Origin of the sequence: Azospirillum sp. Sh1 (genome assembly GCF_008365135.1) — a bacterium.
Lineage (GTDB): Bacteria > Pseudomonadota > Alphaproteobacteria > Azospirillales > Azospirillaceae > Azospirillum > Azospirillum oryzae.
This window is the reverse complement of record NZ_VTTK01000055.1, coordinates 1-15342: the sequence shown is the minus strand read 5'-3', so window position 1 is coordinate 15342 and position 15342 is coordinate 1. Positions and strand designations below refer to the sequence as shown.

The window sequence follows — 15342 nt, the reverse complement described above, 5'->3', positions numbered from 1 at the left end:
GCGGCCCTCAGCCGGCCGTCCGCGCCCGGACGAAGCCGCGGATGACGTCCAGCATGTAGTCGATGTGGGCGGCGGTCAGGCCGGGATAGACGCCGATCCACAGGGTGCGGGCGGTGACGACGTCGCTGTTGGTCAGCTCGCCGACGACGCGGTGCGGGCGGCCCTTCATGTAGGGCTGGCGCAGCAGGTTGCCGCCGAACAGCTGGCGCGTGCCGATGCGGGCGCGGGTCAGCTCGCGCGTCAGCTCGTCGCGGCTGAAGGGGGCGTCGGCCGCCACCGTGATGGGGAAGCCGAACCAGGACGGGTCGCTGTTCGGCGTCGCCTCCGGCAGGATCAGGACATCGGCAAGCTCGGCCATCCCGGCCTTCAGCCGGGCGAAGTTGACCTTGCGCGCCTCGATGAAGCCTTCCAGCCGGTCCATCTGGCCCAGCCCGACCGCCGCCTGCATGTCGGTGATCTTCAGGTTGTAGCCGAGATGGGAATAGATGTACTTGTGGTCGTAGCCGTGCGGCAGGTCGCCGAGCTGCCAGTTGAAGCGCTGCTTGCAGGTGTTGTCCTGGCCCGGCTGGCACCAGCAGTCGCGGCCCCAGTCGCGGAAGGATTCCAGCGAGCGCTTCAGCTTGGCGTTGCTGGTGAAGACCGCCCCGCCCTCGCCCATCGTGATGTGGTGGGCCGGGTAGAAGCTGAGGGTGCCGATGTCGCCGAAGCTGCCGACCAGCTTGCCGTCATAGCGGGCACCCAGCGCGTCGCAGCAATCCTCCACCACCCACAGCCCGTGCTTCTCGGCGACGCGGGTGACGGCGGCGAGGTCGAAGGGGTTGCCCAGCGTATGGGCCAGCATGATGCCGCGGGTGCGCGGCCCCACCGCCTCTTCCAGCAGCCGCATGTCCATGTTGTAGGTCGGGATGTCGACGTCGAGGAAGACCGGGACCATCCCGTTCTGCAGGATCGGGTTCACCGTGGTCGGGAAGCCGGTGGCGCAGGTGATGATCTCGTCGCCAGGATTCAGCGCGCGGTCGCCCAGCAGCGGCGAGGTCAGCGCGGTCAGCGCCAGCAGGTTTGCCGACGAGCCGGAATTGACCGTCAGCACGTTGCGCGCGCCCAGGAACTCGCCCAGACGCTTTTCGAAGGCGTCGTTGAAGCGGCCGGTGGTCAGCCAGAAATCGAGGGCGGAATCCACCAGCAGCGCCATCTCCTCGCCGCCATAGACCTTGCCGCTGACGGGGACCGGCGAGCGCGCCGGGTCGAAGGGGCGGTCGGCATGGGCGACCTCCGCATATTCGGCCACCAGATCGAGGATCCGGCGGCGCAGGTCTTCCCGGCGATCCGCCGAACCGGCCGGCGAAGAGGGGGCCGGCGAAGAGGGGGAGGAGGTCATGACGGTCTCACGGAAGAAACGGTGATGCGAAAAGGACGCCGGCCGCCTCAGACGGCCGGCCGGGCCTCGTTATACGCAAGAAGCTGGGCGGACATAAGGGCGGGGATGTCCTGGCCGCGGCCATAGGCGCGATACCACTCGACGGTGCGGGCCAGCGTCTCCGCCAGATCCCAGCGCGGCGCCCAGCCCAGCCGCTGCCGCGCCTTGGAACAGTCGAGCGCCAGGAAGCGGTTCTCGTGCGGGCCGGCGGGGCCGCTGTTGTCGACCCAGGCGGCGCCGTCGCCCCACAGCGAGGCCAGCCGGTCGGCCACCCAGTGGACCGGGCGGGCGCTGCCCTCGGCCGGGCCGAAATTCCAGCCTTCGGCATGGGTCGCCGGCTCGTTCCAGGCGGCTTCCGCCAGCATCAGGTAACCGTGCAGCGGGTCGAGCACATGCTGCCAGGGCCGGGTGGAATGGCGGTTGCGCACCACCGCCGGACGGCCGTCCAGGAAGGCGCGGATCAGGTCGGGGACCAGACGGTCCTCCGCCCAGTCGCCGCCGCCCACCACGTTGCCGGCGCGGCCCGACACCAGGGCGACCGGGCTTTCGCCCGGCGGGAAGAAGGACTGGCGGAAGGCGGCGGTCACCAGCTCCGCACAGCCCTTGCTGTTGCTGTAGGGATCGCGGCCGCCCATCGGCTCGTTCTCGCGATAGCCCCAGACCCACTCGCGGTTCTCATAGCACTTGTCGCTGGTGACGTTGACCACGACGCGCACGCTGTCGACCCGGCGCACCGCGTCGAGCAGATGGACCGTGCCCATGACGTTGGTGGCGTAGGTCTCCACCGGGTCGCGGTAGGAGCGCAGGACCAGCGGCTGGGCCGCCATGTGGATGAGGATGTCGGGACGGGCGGCGGACAGCGCCGCCTCCAGCCGGTCGCGGTCGCGGATGTCGGCGATCTCGCTGCGGTGCAGCCGGTCGCGCAAGCCCGCCGCCTCGAACAGGCTGGGGGTGGTCGGCGGCTCCAGCGCATAGCCGGTGACGCGCGCGCCCATGGCGGAGAGCCAGAAGCCGAGCCAGCTTCCCTTGAAGCCGGTGTGGCCGGTCAGGAAGACCGACTTGCCGGACCAGAACGACGCAATGGCGGACATCGGGGCGGACATCGGGGCGGTTACCAGGTCTTCCAGGGCGGGTTGCCGGCGGTCCACAGATCCTCCAGCAGGCGCTTGTCGCGGATGGTGTCCATGCACTGCCAGAAGCCGTCATGCTTCCAGGCGTGCAGCTGGCCATCCTCGACCAGGCCGCGCAGCGGCTCCTGCTCCCACATGGTGTCGTCGCCGTCGATGTAGCGGCCGACCGTCGGCGACAGCACGAAGAAGCCGCCGTTGATGCGGGCGCCGTCGCCCGGCAGCTTTTCCTGGAAGGCGGAGATGCGGTCGCCCTCCAGCTCGACCACGCCGTAGCGGCCGGGTGGATGCACAACGGTCATGGTGGCGGCGCGGCCATGCGCCTTGTGGAAGGCGACCGAGGCGGAGATGTCCACATCGCCGACACCGTCGCCGTAGGTGAGGCAGAAGGCCTCCTCCCCCTCCAGATAAGGCAGCACGCGCTTGAGGCGCCCGCCGGTCAGGGTGGACTCGCCGGTCTCGACCAGCGTGATCCGCCAGGGTTCGGCAAGGCGGCGGTGAACCTCGACCGTGTTGGTCCGCAAGTCGATGGTCACGTCCGAATTGTGCAGGGAGTAGCTGGAGAAATACTCCTTGATCGCATAGCCCTTGTAGCCCAGGCAGATGACGAAGTCATTGATGCCATGCGAGGAATAAATCTTCATGATGTGCCAGAGGATCGGCTTGCCACCGATCTCCACCATCGGCTTGGGCCGCAGGTCCGTTTCCTCGGAGAGCCGCGTTCCAAGGCCGCCGGCAAGTATTACAGCTTTCATTTCCTGCAGCTCTTCCAATTCAGGAGTGGACCAGGGCAGAGTATTAAGCAATTTGTGAAAAAACGGTCAAGCACAGGTGCTCGGCAGCCTGCATGGACTCCAAAGGTCACGGCGGAGAGTTGCCTCAGCGCCACCAGGCATGATCGTCGGTGATCTCGGGATCGGGGATGTGGATGTCGCTGCCCGGCGGCAGGGCGACGAGGTTGACGGCGCCCACCCCGTCGAACACGTCGTCGGGGTTGCCGGCGAAGTTGCCGGGGTCGAACAGGCGGGCGGTGTGCCACCACACCCGGTAGCCCATCGACCGGATCAGCCCGATCAGGGCGGGCGAGCGGTCGCGCCGGTCGTTCTCCACATACAGCACCGGCCGGTGGCCCGATATCAGCCCGCCGGCCCCGCGCAGCACCGCCGCCTCCATGCCCTCCACATCGGCCTTCAGCAGGCGGCAGGACGGCAGCTCCAGGCTGTCCAGCGTCACCAGCGGGACCAGTTCGCCATAGTCCCAGCCGCCGAGGCCGAGGGCGCCGAAATTGTTGGAGCGGCTGGGGTCGAGCGTCGGCACCCGGATGAATCCGGCCTCGCTCCCCACCGCCATGCGCCGGGTCCGCACATTGGCGATGCCGTTCAGGGCCAGATTGGCGGAGAGCAGGTTGAACAGCATCTCCTGCGGTTCGAAGGCGACGACGGACCCGGACGGCCCGACCATGCGGGCCAGCGGCAGGGTCTGGGCGCCGATGTTGGCCCCGACCTCGACAACGGTGTCGCCCGGACGCAGGATCGAGCGGAACACCGCCACCTCACGCTCGGCATATTCGCCGTAGAGGTCGAGCGAGCGGCCGACATACTGATCGTTGCGGTTGTAGACCATCAGCCCGTGACGGCAGGGCCGCATGCGGTTGAAGCCGCCTTCCAGATCCACCGGCCCGCCGATCATCGGTCTCGTCTCCACCCTGCCTGCCCCGCCCTGCCCGATCCAGGCCCCACAGCCCATGGCACTTGCTGTAATCCAAAGCCGGAACCGGACGCCACGACTTTCGCGCCGCGCGACTTTCCGCCCACGCGGCCCGTCACCGCATCTCCGGCATTTCGCCATGGCACAGGACCGGGGGAGGCGCTACACCTAGCCCCCGTCGCCACCTTCGGCAGTCCCCTCGGGAGAGCAGCCCCATGTGCGGTTTCGCCGGCTTCGCCGGACCCGGCGGCGAGCGCGACCTCGCCGTCATGACCAGCATCATCCGCCACCGCGGCCCCGACGACGACGGCGTCTATGCCGACCGCGGCCAAGCCGACCATGCCGGCGCGCTGCCGGTTCATCTGGGCTTCCGCCGCCTCGCCATCATCGACATCGAGGGCGGCCACCAGCCGATGGCGACGGCGGAGGGCGATCTGGTCATCGTCTACAACGGCGAGATCTACAACGCGCCCGAACTGCGTCGCGCGCTGGAGCAGGCCGGCCACCGGTTCGTCACCGACCATTCCGACACCGAGGTGCTGCTGCACGGCTACCGGGAATGGGGCCTGGACATGCTGGAGCGGCTGAACGGCATGTTCGCCTTCTGCCTCCATGACCGCCGCCGGGGCCGGCTGGTGTTCGGCCGCGACCGCTTCGGCAAGAAGCCGCTGTTCTATGCCGAGACGCCGGACGGGCTGGTCTTCGCGTCGGAGGCCACCGCCGTCCTGTCCCACCCGTCGGTGCCGGACGGGCTGGACCGCACCGCGCTGGTCAAATATTTCGCCTACGGCTTCATTCCGGCGCCGCTGACCGCCCATGCCGCGGTGCGCAAGCTGCCGGGCGGCTGCAGCATGGTCTACGACCTGACCAGCCGGCGGCTGTCGGTCAGCCGCTATTGGGAATACCGGATGGTGGTGGACGACCAGCCGCCGGGCGGTCCCGATGAGTGGGCCGACGAGCTGCGCGAGCTGCTGGACCGCGCGGTGGAGCGCCGGATGCTGAGCGACGTGCCGGTCGGCTTCTTCCTGTCCGGCGGCATCGACAGCGCCGCCATCGTGGCGCTCGCGGCACGCCACCGCGACCCGGCGTCGATGAAGACCTTCACCATCGGCTTCGACGAGCCGAGCTTCGACGAGAGCGGCTATGCCGCCGACGCGGCGCGCCATTACGGCACCGACCATGCCTGCCGCACGCTGAACCTCGACACCGCGGCGGGGATGCTGCCGGAGCTGCTGGGCCGGCTGGACGACCCGATCGCCGACCCCTCCATCCTGCCGACGCATCTGCTGTCGCGCTTCGCCCGCGAACGGGTGACGGTGGCGCTGACCGGCGACGGCGGCGACGAGCTGTTCGCGGGATACGACACCTTCGACGCGCTGCGCACGGCGCGGCTCTACCACCATGCCGTTCCCCGCCCGCTGCACCGGCTGGCGGAGGCGGTAGCCCACCGGCTGCCGCGCTCGGACCGCAACATGAGCTTCGACTTCAAGCTGCGCCGGGCGCTGCGCGGGCTGGGGCACCGGCCGGCGCACTGGATGCCGGCCTGGCTGGGTCCGGCCTCGGTGGAGGAGGTGTCGCGGCTGTTCGGCGCCGACCTCTCCGCCGACGATCTCTATGACGAGGCCGACGCCCTGTGGCGGTCGGGCGCCAGCCGGCACGACGTCGACCGCTCCATCGAGTTCTACGGCCGCTTCTATCTGGGCGAGAACCTTCTGATCAAGGCCGACCGCGCCAGCATGTTCTGTTCGCTGGAGACACGCTCCCCCTTCCTCGACCGCGACCTCGTCGCCTTCGTCAGCCGCCTGCCGGCCGGCGTGAAGCTGCAGCCGAACGGCATCCGGGGCGGCACCCGCAAATGGATCCTGAAGAAGGCGATGGCCCCGCTGCTGCCGCCGGCGATCCTGTCGCGGCCCAAGAAGGGCTTCGGCATCCCCTTGAGCCGCTGGCTGCGCCACCTGCCCCAGCCGCCGCTGGAGACCGCGGCGCGCATCGGGGTGGATGGCGCCTGGCTGGCCGCCCGCTGGGACGAGCACCGCAGCGGACGGGCCGACCACCGCGGCCTGCTGTGGGCCTGGACCGCACTCGCCACCGCGCTGGACCGCCCGGCCCAAACCCCGGCACCGCCCCTGGCACCGATGGAAAACGCCGCATGAGTTTAGACAGTCTGAATCGCCCGCTCCCCCGGACGCGTGGGGGAGCGGACAGGCCTGCCGCTGACCGTGCCGCACCCCCCACCGGTTCCCGCGCCTCGGCGTTCGCCCATCTCCTGGTCCGGCTTCTGCTGGCGCTGGGGGCGCTGGTCGTCGTCTATCAGTTCGGCCGGAACATGCAGGCGAGCAGCGGCCTGCCCTATTGGGACGACTGGGGCTATTTCTTCGGCAGCGCCCAGGGCGTGCAGCAGCCGCTGACCGTCCATTCGATCTTCGCCAAGGACAGCGACCATGTCGCGCCCTTCTTCAAACTGCTGACCCACGGGCTGTGGCATGCCATCGGCGTCGATTTCATCGCCTTCCGGCTGGTCGGCTGGCTGGCCTTCGCCGCGATGCTCGCCGCCTACGCGCTGGTCCTGCTGCGGGACTGCGTACGGTCGAGTTGGGACGCGGTGCCGGTGGTGGCGGCCGGGCTGTTCCTGACCGGCACGCTGAACAACGAGTATTTCTATTACCAGCACATGGGGCTGGCCCAGCCGATCTTCTTCACCTGCCTGTTCCTGTTCCTCCACACGCTGGCCCGCGGCCGGCTGGTGCTTGCCACGCTGTTCCTGCTGGCCTTCGGCTCCACCGGGGTGTTCGGCGCCAGCTATGCGCTGGGAGCGGCGGGGGCCGGGGCGGTTCTGGCCCTGCGCCGGGACGGAAACTGGCGGGAGAGGCTGGTGGAGGGGCGCACGCTGGTGGTGGTCGGCGGCGGGCTGCTGCTGACCGTGGCGATGCTGTGGATGACCTTCAGCGGCTCCTACGCCAACCACACCGGCCAGCCGCTGGTGCTGCCCTGGCACCGGGAATTCTGGGCCTTCCTGTTCGGCGCCTTCGCCACCGCCGCCGGCCTGCCGGTGGAGACGGTGGGAGCGCCGCCGTCCCTGGCGGTGGGGGCCGTGGCGTTCCTGCTCTGCCTGATCCCGGCGGTGCTGCTGCCCTTCGGCCGGGCGGGCGTCGAGCGGCGGCACGCCGTCTTCTGCATCGCCTCGCTGATCGCGGGGGCGACGATCGTCACCATGACCACCGCCCTGGGCCGGGCCGGGCTGTGCGGCGACGGCATCGCCGCCGCGATGCGCTGCGGCATCACCCCACGCTATGCCTATCCGGTCCTGCTGGCCTTCCCGGCGGCGGTCGCCGGCTGGACGGTGCTGATGGCCGGGCGGGCGGGGGCCGGGAGAATGAACCGGGGAACCGCCGCCGGGCTGCTTCTGGCCGCCCTCCTCGTCCTCGGCCACAGCGTCGGCGGCTCCCTGCTGCGGCATTGGGAGGTCGCCGGCTTCAACCGGATGGTGGCGGAGCGCGACAGCGAGGCGCAGCGCTGCATCGCCAGCCATCTGCAGGCCATCAGGACGCCGGGCGGGCTGGACTGGCAGCAGCCGCTGGTCTGCCCGTCCAGCTCGCCGCGCAACATCGCCCCCTTCCTGCATGCCGCCTATGACCTGAAGGCCGACTTCCTGGCCCCGATCCTGAACGATGCGGCCAACCGGCCGGAACGCCCGATCCTGCAGACCCTGCTGCGCAACGGGACGCTCGATGACGGGGCCGGCGCCCTGCGGCTGAGCATGACGGTGCGGCCGGCCGGGACGAATGACGGGGTGAACGGCTCCCTCGACCGGATCGAGCGGATTCCCAACGGTCCGCTCGCCTTGGCGGGATGGGCCGCCGACATGACCGTGCCGGCGCCGGCGGCCTCCGTCCTGGCGATGGTCGGCGACCGCATCGTCGCCACCGGCTCCACCGGCAGCGCGCGGTCCGACGTCGTCAACGCCTTCCACGAGGAGCGGCTTCTCAACAGCGGCTTCATCCTGCCGCTGCCGGCCGAGGTCGTCGGCCAGCGGGTCCGGCTGTTCGTCATGGCCCATTCCGGCGCCTTGAAGGAGCTGACGCCCCCCGGCGGGGTGGTGGCGGCACCCTGACGCGAGACGGTGACGCAAAAAGGCCCCGAACCGGGAAGGTTGCGGGGCCTTTTTTTCTGATCGGAACCGTCAGTCGCGGATGCTGCGGTCTACCGGCGGCGGCTCGTCGAAATTCAGCATGGTCTTGATGGAGTAGTGGCTCTTGCCCTGGCTCTCGAAATAGATGCGGACCAGCAGCTCGGCCAGCAGCCCCATCAGGATGCACATCACCCCGGTGACCAGCCCCATCGTCACCAGGAGCGGCAGCGGCGTCAGGATGAAGGAGATGCCGTCGACCAGCTTCAGGTAGATCGCATAGATGCCGGCCAGCACCGACAGCCCCATGAACATCAGGCCGGCGAAGCCGAAGATGTAGATCGGCTTGGTCTCGTACTGGGTCAGGAACTTCACGACGACGAGGTCGAGCACGACCTTCAGCACCCGTTCCAGCCCGTATTTCGACTGGCCGTGGCGGCGCGGGTGGTGGCGCACCGGCATCTCGGTCAGCTTTGCCCCCTGCCAGCGGGCGTAGATCGGCACGAAACGGTGCATCTCGCCATAGAGCCGGTAGCCCTGCAGCATCTGGCGCCGGTAGGCCTTCAGCGTGCAGCCATAGTCGTTCAGCTTCACGCCGGAAATGGTGGAGATCAGCTTGTTGGCCATCTTGCTCGGCAGCGTGCGCAGCAGGAAGCCGTCCTGCCGGTCGGCGCGCCAGCCCGACACCACGTCGTACCCCTCGTCCAGCTTGGCGAGCAGGCCGGCGATGTCCTGCGGGTCGTTCTGCAGATCGCCGTCCATCGGCACGATGACGTCGCCGCGGGCATGGTCGATGCCGGCCATCATCGCCGCGGTCTGGCCGACGTTGCGGCGGAAATTGATGACGCGGATGCGGCTGTCCGCCGCCACCCGCTGCAGTTCCGTCTCCGTCCCGTCGGTGGAGCCGTCATTGACGAAGATGACCTCGAAGCTCCGCCCCAGCCCGTCGAGCGCCGGGATCAGCCGGCCGCACAGCGGGGCGATGTTGTCCTCCTCGTTATAGACCGGAATCAGGACCGAGACGGAAACCGTGCCCATGTCCGTGGTGGCGGATCCGGGGGTAAGCAGGAGGGTCATCGAACGGGTCCGGAGGCTGCTGGTCATCTGTGGGTGCGATGCCGGGCCATGGTATGGCCGCTGGATCCGGCAAGCGCAACGGCTAATTGGGTTGCGACTGGACGACCGGCGGGCAGCCTCCCCGTCGGAAATGCGGCCATCCGACTGGGCTCCAGGACGACGGTTGACAGATGCGAGCAAAGCGCCCACATATTTTCCCGTCAATGCTGAGATGAGCAACGCTTCTCGCCGGTGGTGTTCAGCCCACCGGAAACTCGTAGGATTGACAGATCTAAGGGGTCCGTGTCTGTCAGCACGGACCCCAATCATTTTCAGAAGGCCGCGCGGGAGAGGCAGGGGCCGCCGCGCTAGCAACGGCAGCCCCCCAAGGTTTTCCTCGCTCAGAGGTGCTTCACGATCCAGATCAGGATGTGAAGAACGATGAGGAGGAGTTCAGCATACTCCAACATTTTCTTCGCTTCTCGGGCGCACTGGTTGAGCAGCCCTGTCAGAGACCGCTGCACGCCCGGCGGGCACCGTTCGACGGGCGCGCCGTAGCCGGAATGATGCCGGCCCGCCACTCTCCTAGCCGATTAAGATTGCAGAATTCCAGCATGATGCAACGTGGCGGACGCGAATTTACGCAAAGGATCAATGCTGACGTGCGCTTGCATTCTTCTCCGCCTCAGGCGGTGCGGCGTTCGCGCAGGACGGTCAGGTCGATGACGGCGCCCAGCAGGGCCACCATCACCTGGAAGGCGAGGATGCCGAAGCCCAGCGCCAGCGACTGGGCATGGGGTACGCCGACCAGATCGAGCAGGCCGACCAGCGACGCCTCGCGCAGGCCGATGCCGGCGACGGTGACCGGCATCAGCACGATCACCGACATCAGCCCGGTCACCGCACCCCACACCGAAAAAGGCTGGTCGATGCCGACCGCCAGCCCCAGCGCCTGACTGCCGGCGACCGCCGCCACCTGCACCGCGATCCCGCCGGCGACCGACAGCAGGGCCCGCCCCGGACGGCGCGTCTGGTCGCGCCAAGCCTCCAGGAAGCGGCGTAGCGGGCCGAGCAGAAGGGCCTCGCGCTTCGGCCCCGCGCGCCAGCCGAGCAGGGCCAGCAGAAGGGCGCGGGCCGGCGCCCAGGCCAGCAGCACGGTCGCCGCGACCAGCCCGGCCAGCACCAGCCCAACCCCCACCAGCAGCCCGTCGCCGAAACGCGCCGACTGCATCGCCAATCCGCCGCCGGTCAGCAGCAGCAGCCCGACGATCCCCGTCACCTTGTCGAAGGCGACCGCCGAGACGATGCGGCCGCCGCCGATTTCTCCCTGGCCCTGCCCGCGCCCTTCATCGCGGCTGAGCCGGTAGGCCTTCACCGCCTCCCCCGCCAGCTGGCCCGGCAGCACCAGCGCATAGAGCTGCGCCACCAGCGTGTAGGCGAGCAGCCGCCCCGCCCGCAGCTCCGGCAGCAGCACCCGCAGCTTCAGCGCGTTCAGCACATGCATCAGGAAGAACAGCAGGCCGGCGAGCGCCATCAGCCCCGGCGACGCCACCGCCAGCACCCGCCCGACCTCTGCCACATCGACCCGCCACAGCAGCAGGGCGACCAGCAGCGCGCTGACCAGGGCTTTCAGGCCGGGACGCATTTAAAGATGCCTTTTCATGAAGTCATGAGGTGATGTCAGGGGTTTATTCGAAGGATCGTCGCTGGGTGCCCCCTCCCCAACCCTCCCCCGCTTCGCGGGAGAGGGAGTTAAGTGCGAAAGCGGCGGAGTTCCCTCTCCCGCGGAACGCGGGGGAGGGTTAGGGAGGGGGCACCGCCCCTGCACTCACGACCCCGGCCGGCGGGCCAGCACGTAGATGTAGTCGCCGTGCGACCAGGAATTCAGGCGGAAGATGTGGTACAGCGCCTCGGCGAGGAAGCGGCGGCCGGGGCCGTAATCGCCCTCCGTGCCCTGGCCGCTGGCGGCGCCCAAAACGTTGCGGTAGAGCGGCGAGAAGAAGGGGAAGCCCCATTCCACCACCCGCTCGATCTCCAGCCCGACCGACTGGATCTTGGCCTGCAGCTCGCCGCGGGCATAGTTGCGGTGATGGCCGACCGTACGCTCGAACTCGCGCATCCGCCCCTGCAGGGTGGAGACCAGCAGGTAGCGGCCGGTCATGGCGGCGAGGTTGCGCAGCGCCGCGACATCGTCCTCGATATGCTCGACCACGTCGGTGCAGACCACCAGATCGAAGCGGCGGTCGAGATGGCCGGCGGCGACGTCGAGCAGGCCGAACTCGGCGTTCGGCGCCCGGCGGCGCGCCACGTCGATGGCCTTGGCGGCGAAGTCGAGACCGGTGTAGCTGGCCTGCGGCTTCAGCGGCATCAGCGTGGCGAGCAGCGAGCCCTGGCCGCAGCCGACGTCAGCCAAGCTGTCGTAGTTCAGCGGGCGCACCATCTCGGTGACGATGCGGCGCAGATGCCGGCCGGTCGGGCCGTATTTGCGCATGTCGTTCCAGCGCCGCTCCCAGCTGTCGTCGTAATCGACGCCGCCGGGATGGTCGGCCGCGGCGGCAGCCAGGGGAGTGTGGGGGGCGGACTTGAATGCGTCGTCGCTCATGCGGGCCTCCGGCGCAGGATGAATTCGTTGCAGCCCGTCGGCACGCGCGGCGGGCGGACCTCCAGCATGTCGAAGCCGAGCGCGTCCATCCGCGCCCGCACCTCGTCGGCACTGGCATATTCATAGGGGTAGCCGCCGAGCCAGTCGGTGACGTCCACCCAGAACTCCATGCCGCGCTCCTTGCGCAGCGGGTTGGAGCCGGTGATCGCCCAGGTCGCCAGGAACATCAGAGAACCCAGCGTCCAGTCCCAGAATTTCCGCAGGAATCCCGGCGACAGATTGTAGACGATCTTGATCAGGGTCCAGATCGGCGAGGTCCAGTGGCGGTTGTAGAGCGCCAGCACGAAGGTGCCGCCCGGCGCCACCAGCGGCGCCACCGTTTCGATCGCCGGCCACATGGAACCGGTGTGATGCAGCGAGCCCCAGGCATAGACCACGTCGAAGCGGCCGAGCGAGCCGACGAAGCCGCTGTCGAGCGCCGAACCGCGGCGGAACTCGATGCGGTCGGCCAGCTCTGGCGCGAAGCGGCCCAGGTTGCGGCGCGCCACCTCGACCCCGGTGGGGTTGACGTCGAAGCCCAGCGCGCGGCCGACGCCCAGCTTGCCGGCGGCGATGGTGAACAGGCCGGAGCCGGACCCGACGTCGCAGAAGCTGGCGTCCTTCAGCCGGTCGGTCCCGACCAGCCCCTTCAGGCTGTCGATGGCCGCCACCAGCCGCGGCTCGTCAAGCACGGTGCGCGAGTAATGGTCCCAGTTCTCGCCGAAATCGAAGGCCAGGGCGGGAGTGCCGGCAGGAGTCCCGCCCCCGCCTTCCGCCGTCTTCACCGGTTCCGCCACGCTGTCCGATCCCTTGCTGTCCAAGCCCACTCTGCCGCGCCGCCATACGCTCCCGAAAGCCGCCGGATGTCAACAGGACCTGAACCGCCACATGGCTAAAGCCGGGAGGTTCTGGGGGTAGGCTGCACCGGAGCATTGCGGAAGGGTCGCCGGGCAGCTGCGATGCCATGCTCGATTCTGAGCGGAAAAGCCGATGGGCCGGCGCCATCGCGCCGGCTCCATCTTCGGCCCGACATCAACCGAGGTTGATGTCGGGGAGCGAGAGCACCGTGCTGTTGTACACGCCGAGCAGGCGAACCTCGGACGAAGCCACCTGGCCGTCGCCGTTGGTGTCGACCACCTGGTAGAGAGCCGAGCTGGTGCCGTTGTTGGCCAGAACCAGCGTGCTCGCACCAGCCGACGAGTTCGTCAGCGTACCCAGAGCCGTGCGGAAGTTGGCGAGGCTGGTATCCGTCAGGCTGCCGCTGACCGCCGAGGACAGGCTGACCAGTTCGTTGGCCATGCTCACCCCGTTGGTCGCCGCGGTCGCCGTGGCCAGAGCCGCGTCGCCGTTCTTGTCCGCATCCGTCCGGGCCGTACCGGTCAGCTGCACCTTGTCGGTGCCCGACTGGAAGTTCGACACCGAGATGAAGCCGGTGTTCGCACCCAGCGACGCGATGTCGCTGAAGGACGAGTACACCACCGTATCCGTGCCGCCACCGGATCCCACATTGCCCGACGCCAGGCTGATGCTGTCGCCGGTACCACCCTGGAAGCGGATCGACCCGCTGGTCACCGTGATCGCATCGGTGCCCGAGCCGCCAATCAGCGTCTCGACGCCCGAGACCGACATGGTCACGCCGGTGTTGCCGGTGGTGATCACATCGTTGCCCGTGCCGCCGACCAGGGTCTCGATGCCGCGCAGCAGGACCGTCGAGCCGCCGTCGCCGAGGCTGACCACATCCGTGGCCGCACCGCCGACGATGATCTCGATGCCGCTCTCGGCCCGCATGGTCACGCCGGTGTCACCCAGCAGGACCAGGTCGCTGCCCGCACCACCGATCATGGTGTCGATGCCGCGAGTGATGACGGTGTTACCCGACGCACCCAGGGTCACGACGTCCGAACCGGCGCCGCCGACCAGGAACTCGACGCCCGAGGCCAGCATCGTCACACCCGCCGAGGCGGTGAAGACGATGTCGGTGCTCGCACCGCCGGTCAGGGTGTCGACGCCCGACACGGTGATCGTGTTGGCCGTGTCGCCCAGCGTGATCACGTCGGTGCCCGCCGCGCCGATCAGGGTCTCGACCCCGCGGGTCAGCATGGTGGCACCCAAAGCGCCGATGGTCAGCAGGTCGGTTGCGGCACCGCCGACCAGGATCTCGATGCCGGTGCCGAGCGTCAGCGTGTTGCCGGTGTCGCCCAGGAACACCCAGTCGGTGCCCGCACCGCCCGACAGCGTGTCGATGTCGCGGGTGATGACGGTGTTGCCCGAGGAGCCCAGGGTGACGACGTCGGCGCCCGCGCCGCCGACCAGGAACTCGATGCCCGAAGCGGTCATCGTCACGCCGGCGGAGCCGGTGAAGACGATGTCGGTGCTCGCACCGCCGGTCAGGGTGTCGATGCCGGTGACGGTGACCGTGTTCGGCGTGTCGCCGAGCGCGATCACGTCGGTGCCGGTGTTGCCGATCAGCGTCTCGACCGACCGGGTCAGCAGGGTGGCGCCGGAGGTGCTGATGGTCAGCACATCGGTGGCGGCACCGCCGACCAGGACCTCGATGTCGGTGCCGAGCGTCAGCGTGTTGCCGGTGTCACCCAGGAACACGACGTCGGTGCCGGCGCCGCCGATCAGCGTCTCGATGCCGCGGATGGTGGTGGTGTTGCCGGCCGGGCCCAGGGTCAGGACGTCGGTGCCGGTGTTGCCGATCACGAAGTCCGCACCCGAGACGGTCAGGGTCGCACCCGCCGAACCGGTGAAGATCACCTCGAGGCCCGCGCCGCCGATCAGCGTCTCGATGCCGAGAGCCAGCAGCGTGCCGCCGGCGGTGCCGATGGTGACGACGTCGGTGCCCGCACCGCCGATCAGCGTCTCGACACCCGACACCACCAGCGTGTTGCCGGCCGCCCCCAGGGTGACGAGATCGCTGCCGGTGCCGCCGAGGATGGTCTCGAACAGCGACACGGTCGCCGTGTTGCCCGTATTGCCGAGCGTCAGCACATCGACACCACTGTTGCCGGTCAGCGTCTCGATACCACGCAGCAGCACGGTGTTGCCGCCGTCGCCCAGCGTCACCGCGTCGTTGCCGGCCCCGCCGACCAGGATCTCCAGCCCCGAGACCAGCAGCGTGTTGCCGGCCGAGCCGAGATAGACCACGTCGCTCCCGCTCGACCCGATCAGCGTCTCCAGCCCCGAGACCAGCAGCGTGTTGCCGCTGGTGCCCGACAGCCGGTTCATATCCGCCGCCGTGTCGAAGCCGGCGGTGGCGAGCGTC

General features: G+C 69.0%; 11 protein-coding genes. 2 read left to right on the top strand and 9 right to left on the bottom strand.

What is annotated here, in order from left to right:
- Positions 1–7: 7 nt before the first annotated feature.
- From rfbH to FZ029_RS30720, 4 genes are all read right to left on the bottom strand, one after another.
- The gene (gene rfbH, locus FZ029_RS30735; protein WP_149273768.1) at positions 8–1378 is read right to left on the bottom strand and encodes a lipopolysaccharide biosynthesis protein RfbH; all 1371 of its coding nucleotides are present in this window, start codon (positions 1376–1378) and stop codon (positions 8–10) included.
- Positions 1379–1425: 47 nt separating this feature from the next.
- Positions 1426–2520 carry a CDP-glucose 4,6-dehydratase gene (rfbG, locus tag FZ029_RS30730; protein WP_149273766.1) on the bottom strand — a complete coding sequence of 365 codons (1095 nt, stop codon included), beginning with the start codon at positions 2518–2520 and terminating at the stop codon, positions 1426–1428.
- Between the two features lie 8 nt (positions 2521–2528).
- Complete coding sequence (gene rfbF, locus FZ029_RS30725) at positions 2529–3299, bottom strand: glucose-1-phosphate cytidylyltransferase (RefSeq protein WP_149273765.1); 771 nt, start codon at positions 3297–3299, stop codon at positions 2529–2531.
- A gap of 124 nt (positions 3300–3423) precedes the next feature.
- Positions 3424–4233 carry an FkbM family methyltransferase gene (locus tag FZ029_RS30720; RefSeq protein WP_188052127.1) on the bottom strand — a complete coding sequence of 270 codons (810 nt, stop codon included), beginning with the start codon at positions 4231–4233 and terminating at the stop codon, positions 3424–3426.
- A gap of 233 nt (positions 4234–4466) precedes the next feature.
- Here FZ029_RS30720 and asnB point away from each other — a divergent pair, with 233 nt between their 5' ends.
- The gene (asnB, locus tag FZ029_RS30715) at positions 4467–6404 is read left to right on the top strand and encodes an asparagine synthase (glutamine-hydrolyzing) (protein WP_149273761.1); all 1938 of its coding nucleotides are present in this window, start codon (positions 4467–4469) and stop codon (positions 6402–6404) included.
- Positions 6401–8362, top strand: a complete 1962-nt coding sequence (locus FZ029_RS30710; RefSeq protein WP_149273759.1) for a hypothetical protein — start codon at positions 6401–6403, stop codon at positions 8360–8362. The genes asnB and FZ029_RS30710 overlap by 4 nt, the downstream gene beginning before the upstream one ends.
- Positions 8363–8431: 69 nt before the next feature.
- On the opposite strand, the gene FZ029_RS30705 is transcribed toward FZ029_RS30710, so the two are convergent.
- The 5 genes from FZ029_RS30705 to FZ029_RS30685 form a co-directional block, all read right to left on the bottom strand.
- Positions 8432–9454 (bottom strand): glycosyltransferase family 2 protein, encoded by a 1023-nt coding sequence (locus FZ029_RS30705; protein ID WP_188052126.1) that lies wholly within the window; start codon positions 9452–9454, stop codon positions 8432–8434.
- Between the two features lie 664 nt (positions 9455–10118).
- Complete coding sequence (locus FZ029_RS30700; RefSeq protein ID WP_149273756.1) at positions 10119–11078, bottom strand: lysylphosphatidylglycerol synthase transmembrane domain-containing protein; 960 nt, start codon at positions 11076–11078, stop codon at positions 10119–10121.
- Positions 11079–11261: 183 nt separating this feature from the next.
- Positions 11262–12035, bottom strand: coding sequence for a class I SAM-dependent methyltransferase (locus FZ029_RS30695; protein WP_149273754.1), 774 nt, complete (start codon positions 12033–12035; stop codon positions 11262–11264).
- Positions 12032–12901, bottom strand: coding sequence for a class I SAM-dependent methyltransferase (locus FZ029_RS30690; RefSeq protein ID WP_149273752.1), 870 nt, complete (start codon positions 12899–12901; stop codon positions 12032–12034). Before FZ029_RS30690 ends, FZ029_RS30695 begins: the two co-directional genes overlap by 4 nt.
- 205 nt (positions 12902–13106) lie before the next feature.
- A partial coding sequence (locus tag FZ029_RS30685; protein WP_149273750.1) for a calcium-binding protein occupies positions 13107–15342 on the bottom strand: 2236 nt, incomplete at its 5' end.

Bases quoted from the DNA above. Each gene is read 5' to 3' on its own strand.
- rfbH (WP_149273768.1), bottom strand. From the start codon at position 1,378: ATGACCTCCTCCCCCTCTTCGCCGGCCCCCTCTTCGCCGGCCGGTTCG.
- rfbG (WP_149273766.1), bottom strand. From the start codon at position 2,520: ATGTCCGCCCCGATGTCCGCCATTGCGTCGTTCTGGTCCGGCAAGTCG.
- asnB (WP_149273761.1), top strand. From the start codon at position 4,467: ATGTGCGGTTTCGCCGGCTTCGCCGGACCCGGCGGCGAGCGCGACCTC.
- FZ029_RS30695 (WP_149273754.1), bottom strand. From the start codon at position 12,035: ATGAGCGACGACGCATTCAAGTCCGCCCCCCACACTCCCCTGGCTGCC.
- FZ029_RS30700 (WP_149273756.1), bottom strand. From the start codon at position 11,078: ATGCGTCCCGGCCTGAAAGCCCTGGTCAGCGCGCTGCTGGTCGCCCTG.
- rfbF (WP_149273765.1), bottom strand. From the start codon at position 3,299: ATGAAAGCTGTAATACTTGCCGGCGGCCTTGGAACGCGGCTCTCCGAG.
- FZ029_RS30705 (WP_188052126.1), bottom strand. From the start codon at position 9,454: ATGACCCTCCTGCTTACCCCCGGATCCGCCACCACGGACATGGGCACG.
- FZ029_RS30710 (WP_149273759.1), top strand. From the start codon at position 6,401: ATGAGTTTAGACAGTCTGAATCGCCCGCTCCCCCGGACGCGTGGGGGA.
- FZ029_RS30720 (WP_188052127.1), bottom strand. From the start codon at position 4,233: ATGATCGGCGGGCCGGTGGATCTGGAAGGCGGCTTCAACCGCATGCGG.